Source organism: Arthrobacter antibioticus, from assembly GCF_030063205.1.
In the GTDB taxonomy this organism is placed as follows: Bacteria; Actinomycetota; Actinomycetes; order Actinomycetales; family Micrococcaceae; genus Specibacter.
The window spans coordinates 207509-219593 of the sequence record NZ_JASISQ010000003.1; the positions used below are offsets into that span (position 1 = coordinate 207509).

A 12085-nucleotide genomic window follows, 5' to 3' on the forward strand; every position below is an offset into this window, starting at 1 on the left:
CTGTGGAGATCAGTTGCGCCGGGCGTAAGTCTCCCATTTTGCGGCCTGGTGCTCGCCGTCAACAAACCTGATGGTCCCTGACTTGGAGCGCATGACGATCGATTGGGTAAGAACCTTGCCCTTGTCGTAGCGCACACCACGGAGCAAGTCTCCATCGGTGATACCGGTAGCCGCAAAGTAGCAGTTGTCGCTTGTGACAAGGTCATTGGTGGAGAGCACGCGGTCCAGGTCGTGTCCGGCGTCGAGCGCCTTCTGCTTCTCGTCATCATCCGTGGGCCAGAGACGACCCTGAATCACGCCGCCCAGCGTCTTGATGGCGCAGGCTGAGACGATTCCTTCGGGTGTGCCGCCAATGCCCATGAGCGCGTCTACGCCTGTGCCCGCACGGGCTGCGGCAATGGCACCGGCCACATCGCCATCGAGGATGATTTTGGTGCGCGCACCGGCTTCACGAATCTCACCAATGAGGCCCTGGTGGCGGTCTCGGTCAAGAACCATGACCGTGAGCTGGTTGATTTTCACGCCCTTGGCTTTGGCGATCAAGTGCAGATTTTGCTTGACAGGCAGACGCAGGTCAACCATGTCAGCAGCCTCCGGGCCGGTCACAAGTTTTTCCATGTAGAACACTGCTGAGGGGTCAAACATGGTGCCGCGTTCGGCCACCGCCAGCACTGCCAACGCGTTATTGATACCCATGGCTGTCAGGCGGGTGCCATCGATGGGATCCACGGCAACATCACACTCGGGGCCGGAGCCATCACCAACAACCTCGCCGTTGTAGAGCATGGGTGCTTCGTCTTTTTCGCCCTCACCAATGACAACAACACCATTGAAGTGAACAGTGGAAAGTAGGGCGCGCATGGCATCTACTGCTGCGCCGTCGGCCAGGTTCTTCTCCCCAAAACCAACCCAGTGGCCCCCGGCAATGGCCGCGGCCTCGGTGACACGCACCAGTTCCAAAGCCAGGTTCCTATCCGGCTCGTCATCGCCAACAGCGAGAGACTTGGATAATTGCGAATAATCCATATGTGATGCTTTGTTGGCCACGTAAAAACCCCGTTGTTCAGGTAGGCGCAGAATTTGCCGTGCGCGACGGTGCGCACCTCTGCCATATTTTTGCCTACGCAGCAATCATAGGCGAAGCAGCGCCGCAGTCGCGGGTGAGGTGGACCACGTCGGAGCCTCTGTGCTAATTCTCCCCTCATATCTGGGAAGATAGTCAGGTGAGTGATTCCAGTCCTACCCCACCCGTCAAGCCCGTTCTTGCTGCCGGCGCTGCCAAGCGCGCCAACGCCTCAGTGATCGGCATGCTGCTAGCCATGCTTTCAACGGTTGCCATTGTGCTGACCATTGTGTGGCTCAATCCAGAGCCAAAGGCGGAGAGCTTCCGCACCCATATTGATGTAGCCGCCGTGGCTAACCATGCAGCCGATACCGCCGGTTTCACCCCTGTTGCACCAGATCTTCCGGAGGGTTGGTCAGCTAACTACGCTCGATGGAATCCGGCCGGCGCCGACGGCGTGTCGTTCTGGGACGTTGGTTATGTTACGCCGAACGACACTTTTATTGCTCTGCGCCAGTCAAATACGGCAAATCCAACCTGGACTGCCACACAAGCCCAGGACGCCCCTGTTACGGGAACTCGCGCCATAGACGGCCAAGACTGGGAACTCCGTGATAAACCTAAAAGCGACCGCAGCCTGGTTCTGTTTAGCGGCGCAACCACTATTGTGCTGACAGGCGCAGCAGATTTCAAGGACTTTGACGTTCTTGCAACGGGGGCCACGAACCTGCTCGACGCCGGTGCACCAGCCGGCACGAGCGCCAGCAGAACTCCAACAGCGAAGGAAAGTAAATAATGAACGGTGGAGAAGACGGCAATATCAAGGCAATTTCAGTGCATCCAAGCACCCCAACGGAAGCCTGGATGAAATTGATGAACGGCAACCGCCGGTTTGTCGAGGCCAGTGCTTCACACCCCAATCAGGATGCCGCACGCCGCAGCTCACTGATCTCCACCCAGCACCCTTTTGTCATGATCTTTGGCTGCTCGGACTCTCGCCTGGCCGCTGAAATCATCTTCGATCTAGGTCTTGGTGACGCCTTCGTTGTCCGCACGGCCGGGCACGTCATTGACAACACGGCCCTGGGTTCCCTGGAGTACGGGGTGGAATATTTGGATGTTCCGCTGATTGTGGTCTTGGGCCATGACAGTTGCGGGGCGGTAACAGCTACCAAGGGAGCCGTTGCTACGGGCAAAATGCCGGCCGGTTTCATCCGCGACCTGGTTGAGCGCATCACCCCCTCCGTGCTGACCTCCCTGCGTAAGGATCCGGACAGCAGTGTTGGGGACATGGTGGAAGAGCATGTGAAACAAACCGCCTTCCGTTTGGTGGAGAACTCCCCCATCATCGCCAACGCGGTGGCACGTCAGAAGACCGCCGTGGTGGGCCTGACCTACCGCCTCAACGACGGCCGTGCCGACCTGGTGTACAGCAATGGTTCAATCGGCATTTGATAGTTGACCGGGCCCGTTTTTTGCACACCCCGGCAGGCACGACGGCGGAACTTGGGTTCCCGCCGTCGTGCCAGTTTTTGTTGGGGCAGGGCAAGCGCGCCGGCACCGCTAACACGGCCCGTGGTTTCTAACTCCGGCAGTGGCGGCGATATGGTGTAAGCATGACTGATACTGCCGCGGCTAACGCACAAGAATTCCGTATTGAACATGACACCATGGGCGAGGTCCGGGTTCCGGCCAACGCACTGTACAGCGCACAGACCCAGCGCGCCGTGGAAAACTTCCCGATTTCTGGCATGACGCTGGAGCCGGCCCACATTGCCGCCCTGGCGCGCATCAAGAAGGCAGCGGCCACAACCAATGCCGAACTGGGTGTTTTGGATGCTGAGCTGGCACGAGCCATCGAGGGGGCCGCCGATCTGGTTGCCGCCGGAAAATTCGATGGTGATTTCCCCATCGATGTCTTCCAGACAGGCTCCGGCACCTCCTCGAATATGAACATGAACGAGGTTCTGGCCACCTTGGCCAACAAGGCGTTGGTGGAGGCCGGCTCAGAGAAGCGGGTTCACCCCAACGATCACGTCAACGCCTCACAGTCATCCAATGATGTATTCCCTACTTCAGTGCACGTCGCTGCCACCTCAGCTTTGATCAACGAACTGATCCCGGCACTGGGCCACCTGGCCGAATCGCTGGAGCGCAAAGAAGCCGAATTCGCCACAGTTGTGAAGTCCGGGCGCACCCACTTGATGGACGCCACCCCTGTCACCCTTGGCCAGGAATTCGGCGGCTACGCCGCTCAGGTGCGCTACGGGATCGAACGGGTTGAATCCTCGCTGCCTCGCGTGGCAGAGGTCCCCCTTGGCGGCACCGCCGTGGGCACGGGCATTAACACCCCGGCTGGCTTCCCGCAGCGTGTGATTGCCCTGCTGGCAAAAGACACCGGCCTGCCGCTAACTGAGGCTCGCAACCACTTTGAGGCTCAGGCCAACCGCGACGGCCTCATCGAAGCCTCCGGTCAGCTGCGCAATATTGCCTACTCCATCATGAAGATCAACAATGACCTGCGCTGGTTGGGCTCAGGTCCCAACACCGGTTTGGGCGAAATTTCCATCCCCGATCTGCAGCCCGGCTCTTCAATCATGCCCGGCAAGGTCAACCCGGTGATCGCGGAGGCAGCCATCATGGTTGCCGCCCAGGTCATTGGTAATGACACCACCATTGCCCTGTCCTCCACCAACGGCGCCTTTGAGCTGAACGTGGGCATCCCGGTCATGGCTGCCAACCTGCTTCAGTCCATCCGGTTGCTCACCAACACCTCCCACATCATGGCGGAGAAGATGATTGATGGGCTCACCGCCAACGTTGAGCGTGCCCGCTTCCTCGCCGAGGCCTCCCCTTCCATCGTGACACCGCTAAACAAGTACATCGGTTACGAAAACGGCTCCAAAATTGCCAAGCACGCCATCGCCGAAGGCCTCACCATCCGTGAAGCCGTGCTTGCCCTGGGTTACGTTGACCGTGGCGAACTCACAATGGAACAGCTGGATAAGGGCCTGGACGTTTTGGCCATGACCCGCGCTCCCCAGTAATCACCGCTCCCCTGCCGTTGAGGTTGGAGATGATGACACCCCCTTCGTTCCTCCGGGGTGTCATCATCTCCAACCTCAACGACGTTTAAGGGGGTAAGGGTTTGGCCGTGGGAGTAAGGAGTGAGTAACACCACGTTGGTATAATTTTGCACTCTGACAGAAATAGTGCAAACTTTTACTTTGTGAACGAAAGTGCAAAACCCTGCCAGGCCAATGGCTTACGAGCGCGCAAACGCGAGGCCACCCGCTCCGCCATTACTGCGGCGGCACGGATCTTGACGGCACAAAACTCTCTGAACGGTTTTACCGTTGAGGAGCTATGTGAGGAGGTGGGCGTGTCACGTCGAACGTTTTTCAATTACTTCCCCACCAAAGAAGACGCCATTATTGGCCATTTATTGGATGAATTCCCCGCCGCTGCGCTAGCCAGGTTCCTAGCGGGCCCCACCGGGGTGCCCTCCGCGCAGCAGGAACCTTACCCGCTGAGCTCAACTCTGCTGGCAGACCTGTTCACCCTCACCTGCTCCATGGTGGATCAGCTGAGCCTGACCAAGACGAACATCAGTGAACTCATCGCCGCCATGGAAAAGGAACCCCAGCTCATGCTCAAAGTGATGGGCAGCGCGCCGGTGCGAGAGCAGGAATTTTCAGCCCTCATTGCCCGGCGTGAACAATTGCCGCCGGATGATCCTCGTGCCCATATGGTGGCGGCCTTGTTTGGCACCTGCACGCGCCGGGCCATCGAAGTCTTCTTCTCCGAAGAAAACACTGCCAGCTATGACGAACTTTTATCCGGCAACCTTTTGGCGGCCCAACAGATTTTCACCTTTTCACCTTTAACCTTCGAAGGATCTCGATGAGTACCGCCATCAAATCAGGACAACCGCTGCTGTTAACGCAAAAACGGATTTGGATCATCTTCTCAGCGTTGATTGCAGGCATGCTGCTCTCCAGCCTGGACCAGACGATCGTCTCAACCGCCATGCCAACAATCGTGGGCAAACTTGGCGGCGTGGCGCACCAAACCTGGATCACCACCGCCTACCTGCTGGCCACCACCATTGTGATGCCCATCTACGGCAAACTTGGCGACATGCTGGGGCGCCGGAACCTGTTTTTGGCTGCTATTGCCATCTTTACTTTGGCCTCCATAGGCTGCGCCTTCGCCACCGACTTTTGGGGCTTTGTTATTTTCCGTGCCATCCAAGGCCTGGGCGGAGGAGGCCTGATGATCCTCTCCCAAGCGATCATCGCCGATATTGTTCCGGCCAATGACCGCGGTAAATACATGGGGCCGTTGGGCGCCATCTTTGGTTTGGCCGCCGTGGCCGGGCCTCTTCTGGGTGGGTACTTCGTTGACCACCTGACGTGGGAATGGGCGTTTTACATCAATATTCCGATCGGCATCGCCGCCTTCATAGTCGCGTTCTTTGCTTTGACGTTGCCGTCCAAGAAAGCCACGCAACGGATCGACTTTATGGGCGTTGTGTTCCTGTCCATCGCCACGACCTGCTTGATTTTCTTCACAGATTTCGGTGGCAAGGCTGACGGTTGGACATCGCTAACCACATGGACGTGGGGCGCCGGTCTTGTGGCCGCCGTAGCATTGTTCATTTTCACCGAAGCCCGCGCCGAAGACCCCATCATCCCGCTTTCACTGTTCAAGAACCCCATTTTCTTAAACTCCACTGCCATCGGTTTTGTGCTGGGTATGGGTATGTTTGCCGCCCTGGCCTTTGTGCCAACATTCCTGCAAATGTCCTCCGGCACATCTGCCGCCGAGTCGGGACTGCTGATGCTGCCCATGATGGTTGGCTTGATGGGAACCTCAATCTGGTCGGGACTGCGGATGTCCAAGACCGGCAAGTACAAGGCCTTCCCCGTTGTTGGTTCGGTGCTGACAATCATCGCCATGCTCTGGATGACCACCCTCTCAGCGCAGACTCCCATCTGGGTCATTTGTGCCCAGCTGTTCCTGTTTGGCGCCGGGCTTGGTTTCATCATGCAGATTGTTGTCATAGTGGTCCAGAACTCGGTGCCTGCCGCTCAGTTGGGTACGGCCACGAGTACCAACAACTACTTCCGTGAGGTTGGCTCCGCTTTGGGTGTGGCCGTGTTTGGCGCCATGTTCACCACACGCCTTGCCGATTCCCTCAAGGAGGTCTTCACCGCGGCCGGCGCGAATCAGGAGCAGGCCGGCAACGCTATGGCCACTTTGGATCCGCAGGCCCTGCACCAGCTGCCACAGGTGGTCCAGGACGGCATTATCAACGCCTACGCCGAGTCCTTGGCACCTGTGTTCTGGTACCTGATCCCGTTCATGGCGATAGCCTTGGTGCTGGCCATCTTTATGAAGGTGATCCCACTCTCCGATACCTCGGGCATGGTAGCCCGCGGGGAAGCCATTGGCGGGGAAGAGGCCATTCGCTTGGAAGCCGAGCGCGCGGCAGCCTCCCTCTCCCCCATGATTGCCCCGGCAGATGAGGGCGCCGAATCGGTCCGTGACACACCAGGTAAACCTTAAGCGCACCCACTCCTGTGGTTATCGCACCACCATCAGTCCAACAACCCGCGCCATCTCGGCGACCAGTTCCTCCGCCGGCCTGCGCTGTTCCGCCGGGATGCTCAAGTGACTCACCAGGACCTCAGTCATGCCGCCCACCACCATGAGTCCCACAAGTGTTGTGTCAAAGGCAGGGACTAGCCCGTTGCGCATGAGCTCGGCCAAAAGTCCCTCAATGGCCCCTGCGATCTGCGCGTTTTGCGTCCTTCTGCACTGCTCCAATGCCGGGGAGACGCCCACGGCTTCGATCTCACACACGCGCCCCAGACGCTCATCCTCAAGCATTGGCCCCACACCGGCCATGACACCGCGGCGCAGCAGCTCTTGCACGGAAGCTTCTTCGTTGAAGGCTAACTGCGCCACACGGCTGCGCATCTGCTCCGTAGCCTGAATATATACAGTGCGCAGGAGTTCCTCCCGGCTTGGGAAGTAATCGTAAAAGGAGCGGGAGGAAACTCCCGCCTCACGGCAGAGCCCTTGGACTGTTGTTGCTGCGTAGCCGGCCGTTCCGAAGAGTTCCAGCCCCGCCTCCAGCAACCGTCCTCGGCGGGCAGCGTCTCTCGCTGACTTGGACGTGCCATGCCAGGTCCGCTCATTGCGAGGATCCTGTGTACCATCGGTCGTTGTTTCCACGGCCCCTACTTTTCCACAGTGAGAGTAAAGAACTGTCAGCGGCTATTGAAAATGTGCATTTTCACTGTAATGATTATCACATGCCATACCGTGTCAGGGACAGCCACCGCGCCCCCGCTGCAACCGCGCCCATCCTGGCCAACCCCGGAGCACCCAGAGTCTGCGTCATAGGCGCCGGGTCCTCTGGCCTGGCAGCAACTAAGACGCTGTACCACGCCGGAATCGGCGTTGATTGCTTTGAGCAGGGGCCAGTTGTTGGTGGAAACTGGGTCTTCAACAATCAAAACGGGCAATCCGCCTGCTACGAAACACTGGAAATTAACACTTCCTGTCCACGGATGGCTTTCCCCGATTTCCCCATGCCCGCCCACTATCCCCCCTACGCCAAACACCATCAGGTGGCCGCCTACTTTGAGTCCTATGTGGACCATTTCGGGTTCCGCGAACGGATCACCTTCAACACCTCCGTGACCTCCGTTGTGCAGGCAGCATCCGGTTGGGATGTCACCATTTCAAGCCCCCAGGGCACACGGGAACACCACTACGACGCCGTCCTTGTGGCCAATGGCCATCATTGGGACGCCCGTTGGCCAGAGCCAGCGTATCCGGGCAGCTTTTCCGGGAAGCAGATTCACGCCCACGACTACCGAACAGGTGAGCAACTTCGCGGGCTCGACGTTGTGGTGGTTGGTTCCGGAAATTCTGCACTGGACATCGCCTCAGAAGCCGGCTTGGTGGGACGCAGCGCTGTCCTTTCACAGCGGCGAGGGCAGTGGGTGCTACGCAAATTTCTGTTGGGCAGGGCCGCCGATACCATCGGACTGCCGGGCTGGTTACCGTGGTGGTCCGTCCGTGCCCGTCTGCGACTTGCCGCCCTTGCATCCGGAAGCACGGCCAAGCTGGGCCTCCCTCGGCCAGAACACCGACCCAGTGAATCCCATCCTGTGCAATCCGAGCAGATCCGCCCGGCTCTCCGCTCCGGGCGCGTCACACCCAAGCCCGGAATTGAGCGCTTAGACGGTGAACGGGTGATATTCACGGATGGAACCTCTGTTCGGGCTGATCTAATTGTTTGGGCCACAGGCTACCGTGTGAGCTTCCCGTTCCTGGACCCCAAACTTGTTAACCCCACGGGCAATGAACTACCACTATGGAAGCGCACGCTCCACCCCACATTCCCGGGACTGTTCTTCATTGGACTGCTCCAACCGATCGGAGCAGTCATGCCCCTGGCCGAGGCGCAATCGAGATGGATAGCCGAGCTGCTTTCCGGGCAATACACGTTGCCTGACGCTGAGGAGATTCAACGCCAAATGAAGCGGGAAGTCCAGCTAAATACCGCCCGATTTTATGCCTCACCCCGCCACACCATGGAGGTTGACTTTGATCATTACCTCTGGGATCTGGGCAGGGAGCGCAGGCGCGGCAGAGCCCGCGCCATGTCGGCACACCGCCACGGAGAGCATCTAGAGGTGGCAAAATGAGACGCTTCACCCAGCGGACATCCACAAGCCGCGGTGGCGCCGTCGTCACCGGCGCGGGGCAGGGGCTCGGCCGTGAGATTGCTTTAGGGCTGGCCCGCGACGGATTCACTGTCCATGTCACTGATGTTAACGCTGAGCGTGCCTCCGCTGTGGTGGAGGAGATTACACTGCGGCAGATGCACCCCGGAGGAGCCCCCTGCCGCGCCTTTGCCTCAGTACTGGACGTTCGTGACGCAGCGGCGTGCACGGCTGTTGCCATTGACACAGTTAAACGTACGGGGACGCTGGATCTGTGGGTTAACAACGCCGGAGTATTTTTCACCGGAGCGGTCTGGGAAAACACTCCGGAACAACGGCAATTGATGCTAGAGGTGAATGCACATGGCACTATCAATGGCTCGCTGGCCGCGTTGGAGATCATGCGGCGCGAAGACAGCGGTCACATAGTCAATATTGCCTCCCTGGCCGGCCTGGTTGGCGTGCCTGGCGAAGGGATCTATGCCGCAACCAAGCATGCGGTGTTGGGGTTCAGCATCTCGGCCCTAGGGGACCTCCGCTCTGCCGGTATCCGTCGTGTCCACATCAGCTGCGTCTGTCCTGATGGGATGTGGACCCCTATGCTCTATGACAAGCTCGAGGATCCCCGGGCCGCGCTGTCCTTTTCAGGAGTGTTGTTGCAGCCATCGGATGTGGCGCAGCAGGTTCTTGGCATTGTCCAAAAACCACGCCCAGTGACGGCTTTGCCAGGGTGGCGCGGTGCACAAGTGCGCCTGCTTGACCTGCTGCCAAGCCTCTCGGTACGGCTGGCTCCGGTGATCGTGAGATTCAGTAAACATCAGCAGGTTGCGATCGCTAGGCGGCTACGAAGAACCGGTGCCATTCCAGCCCCGCAAGATGAATTATGATCTAATCCGAGAATACTGTTCTTAATTATGCACAATGTTCTCGCTTCATGCGGGCTTCTTCATCATGAGCAAAACAACAGCAGCCAATACCCCGTCAACCCATTCCCTGACACCCGCGCTTCCTCCGGACGGATCCGGCGTCGGCACAACATTTACATCGCTTCGATCGTCGCGGCCGCCCCTACCGTGGCGCCGTACAACCCGATGGAACAATAGATCAGGGGCTACTCATCCTTGCCTACCAAAAGGACTCCGCCACCAGTTTCATCCCGGTCCAGCAACGGCTATCAGCACACGACGCGCTTGAACACTTCACGCTCACCACGGCCAGCGCCCTGTTCGCGATGCTGCCAGGAGTCACCACGGAAACCGACTGGCTCGGCTCGGCCCTACTGGCGTAAGCAGCCCAAAGAATCACAGCCCAAGGTGAGTCGGTGAGGTACCGCAACCCCTCACCGCTGGAAGTGTGGCACACCCTCGAACGCGAGAGCCCGCTGGATGCAGTCAAGATGCCCTGCGCGCAGTGGCGGGAGCGAATCGATGGCAAACCAGGCCACTGCAAGGGATTCGTCGTCGTTCACCCGGGCAATGCCGCTAACGTGCCGGGCAATGAATTCAACGTTCAAAAAATCGCAGATGTCCCCGTTGGGAAATCTCACTGGACCTACAGCGGCAACACCGAGTAGATGCTCAATCCGGGCCACAACAGCCGTTTCCTCAAAAATCTCACGGACCATGCCAGGGCCGGGCTCCTCCCCTGGCTCAAGAATGCCAGTGATCAGCGCCCACCCGCCGGTATCTGAACGCTCCCCGAGCAGCACACGTCCTTCGGCGTCAAAAACAACCGCACGCACCCCCGGCAGCCAAAGCGGTTCGTGACCAATCTTTTCCCTCAGTTTGACGATGAATTCTGGAGATCCCATGCACTGAGCCTAACGCGAGTGCTAGTGCTGCCCGACATTCACGCTGCCGGGACCAGCAGCATCGTAACCATCGCACCGGCCAGCATCGCCGGGCCGAAAGGGATTGACGATTTCGCTGTGCCGCGGCGGCTAACAATCAGCGCAATGCCCCACAGCCCGCCAACAACAAAACCTGCGGCCATACCAATCACCACATGTTGCCAACCCAGGAAACCCAAGAAAAGCCCCAAAACACCGGCCAGCTTCACATCACCAAATCCCATGCCGGCCGGGTAGAGAAACCACAGCAGCCAGTACAGTGCCCCCATGGCCAGGGCACCCACAGCCGCAGAGAGCGCATAGTGGGGCGCTCGTGCCAGAAGAGAAGCCGCCAACAGCAGCACCGCGGCGATCGGATAGGCCGGAAGCACCAACCGGTTTGGCAAAGTGTGGGTGCGGATGTCAATGATGCTCAATATAACGCTTAGCCACAGCAGGAACAGGCAGGCGGTCAGGACACACAAAAATGCCGATGCACTGTGTTCGAACAAGTCCATTAGCCGTGTGACCATAGCGCGATGCTACGCCATGAACCCTCCTGCCGGGGCCATTTGTTGGCGCCCGGGGCTAAGCTGTGGACATGAGTGCCTCCCCTTACACTGCCGATACTTTTCGACACATTGCCCGCTCGTCTCCGTGGCGTTGGCAGACGGTGCGCTTTGAACTGCACCGTAAGTTCCCCACCACGGCCGACGGCGGTGCAGGGAACGCATGGGTTGCTGCGGCCAGCGCCGGACTCGCCGAGGGAGAAGAGCCGGCATCGTCGCTGAACTGTTGGGTTCGCCGTCCGGGGGCACTTCGGGTAGAGACAAGCGATGGGGCACTCCTAGCAAGTACCACCAAGATTAATGAGTCAAGGGACTCGCTGTTCATTAGTGGCAATCGTAAACCATGGCTGTTGCCGCCTTCGCTGGTCAACCCCGTTAAGGACCACGCCGGGTTTGTTCTCCGCCGCCCCGAAGCACTTTATGGCGAGCCAGCTTACGGTTCTGGCAGGGCTGCTTCAGCACTTGACCCGGTTGAGCTTGCCGGTGACCGGCCGGTTCCGCTGGAAGCTCCCTTCGCCAACGTGGCTGAGATTGCGGACATCGCCAACGTTTCACATCATGGCCGGGCGGCTGTTGAGGCGATTCTGACCCCCAACCCCAGTTACCGCCCGCTCTTTACAGATGCTCCCTTGCTCTTTGCTGGCCGAACAGCCATCCGGATTGACCTGGAAACAAGTATTTGTGTGGCCTCCCAATCCCTTGACGGCCCCACCGCAGGGGCAGGACATTGGATGGTCCTGCTCGGTGTTGACGAGTACATGCTTGATGACCTTTTTGAAGAAGTCAGCATGGGCCTAACAGACGTTAGGGCCCACATCCCGTGGGATCTGGGCCCGAACGCCTAACCGGATTCTTCCAGGGAGGGGCTGTGCGCCCGCGC

General features: G+C 59.0%; 12 protein-coding genes and 1 pseudogene. 9 read left to right on the forward strand and 4 right to left on the reverse strand.

Translation table 11 applies throughout. From position 1 onward, the window contains the following. Positions 1-9 precede the first annotated feature (9 nt). A complete protein-coding gene (glpX, locus tag QMG40_RS08400; RefSeq protein WP_283530451.1) occupies positions 10-1026 on the reverse strand; it encodes a class II fructose-bisphosphatase in 1017 nt (338 codons plus the stop codon). A 197-nt stretch (positions 1027-1223) separates the two neighbouring features. Between glpX and QMG40_RS08405 the strand changes: the two genes are divergently transcribed. The 5 genes from QMG40_RS08405 (at position 1224) to QMG40_RS08425 (ending at position 6634) form a co-directional block, all read left to right on the forward strand. Beyond that, positions 1224-1859, forward strand: a complete 636-nt coding sequence (locus QMG40_RS08405) for a DUF4245 domain-containing protein (protein WP_283530453.1) — start codon at positions 1224-1226, stop codon at positions 1857-1859. Then, a complete protein-coding gene (locus QMG40_RS08410; RefSeq protein ID WP_283530455.1) occupies positions 1859-2518 on the forward strand; it encodes a carbonic anhydrase in 660 nt (219 codons plus the stop codon). Before QMG40_RS08405 ends, QMG40_RS08410 begins: the two co-directional genes overlap by 1 nt. 161 nt (positions 2519-2679) lie before the next feature. Beyond that, positions 2680-4110, forward strand: a complete 1431-nt coding sequence (locus tag QMG40_RS08415; RefSeq protein ID WP_283530457.1) for a class II fumarate hydratase — start codon at positions 2680-2682, stop codon at positions 4108-4110. A 182-nt stretch (positions 4111-4292) separates the two neighbouring features. After that, entirely contained in the window at positions 4293-4970 is a 678-nt protein-coding gene (locus QMG40_RS08420; protein ID WP_283530459.1) for a TetR/AcrR family transcriptional regulator, read from the forward strand. Next, positions 4967-6634 carry an MDR family MFS transporter gene (locus QMG40_RS08425; RefSeq protein WP_283530462.1) on the forward strand — a complete coding sequence of 556 codons (1668 nt, stop codon included), beginning with the start codon at positions 4967-4969 and terminating at the stop codon, positions 6632-6634. Before QMG40_RS08420 ends, QMG40_RS08425 begins: the two co-directional genes overlap by 4 nt. Positions 6635-6652: 18 nt before the next feature. Here QMG40_RS08425 and QMG40_RS08430 read toward each other — a convergent pair whose 3' ends face one another. Next, positions 6653-7306, reverse strand: coding sequence for a TetR/AcrR family transcriptional regulator (locus QMG40_RS08430; protein ID WP_283530464.1), 654 nt, complete (start codon positions 7304-7306; stop codon positions 6653-6655). 80 nt (positions 7307-7386) lie between these two features. On the opposite strand from QMG40_RS08430, the gene QMG40_RS08435 reads away from it, so the two are divergent. The 3 genes and pseudogenes from QMG40_RS08435 to QMG40_RS17390 all read left to right on the forward strand — a co-directional run. Beyond that, positions 7387-8790 carry a flavin-containing monooxygenase gene (locus tag QMG40_RS08435; protein WP_283530466.1) on the forward strand — a complete coding sequence of 468 codons (1404 nt, stop codon included), beginning with the start codon at positions 7387-7389 and terminating at the stop codon, positions 8788-8790. Beyond that, entirely contained in the window at positions 8787-9695 is a 909-nt protein-coding gene (locus QMG40_RS08440; RefSeq protein WP_283530468.1) for an SDR family NAD(P)-dependent oxidoreductase, read from the forward strand. Before QMG40_RS08435 ends, QMG40_RS08440 begins: the two co-directional genes overlap by 4 nt. Positions 9696-9853: 158 nt before the next feature. Beyond that, positions 9854-10096: pseudogene (locus QMG40_RS17390) on the forward strand (deferrochelatase/peroxidase EfeB); the annotation flags it as partial. A 51-nt stretch (positions 10097-10147) separates the two neighbouring features. Here the strand turns inward: QMG40_RS17390 and QMG40_RS08445 are convergent. Both QMG40_RS08445 and QMG40_RS08450 read right to left on the reverse strand, forming a co-directional pair. Further along, entirely contained in the window at positions 10148-10618 is a 471-nt protein-coding gene (locus tag QMG40_RS08445) for an NUDIX hydrolase (protein ID WP_283530470.1), read from the reverse strand. 38 nt (positions 10619-10656) lie between these two features. Next, entirely contained in the window at positions 10657-11169 is a 513-nt protein-coding gene (locus QMG40_RS08450; protein ID WP_283530472.1) for a prepilin peptidase, read from the reverse strand. A gap of 68 nt (positions 11170-11237) precedes the next feature. Here QMG40_RS08450 and QMG40_RS08455 point away from each other — a divergent pair, with 68 nt between their 5' ends. Beyond that, complete coding sequence (locus tag QMG40_RS08455) at positions 11238-12050, forward strand: hypothetical protein (protein ID WP_283530474.1); 813 nt, start codon at positions 11238-11240, stop codon at positions 12048-12050. Positions 12051-12085 lie beyond the last annotated feature (35 nt).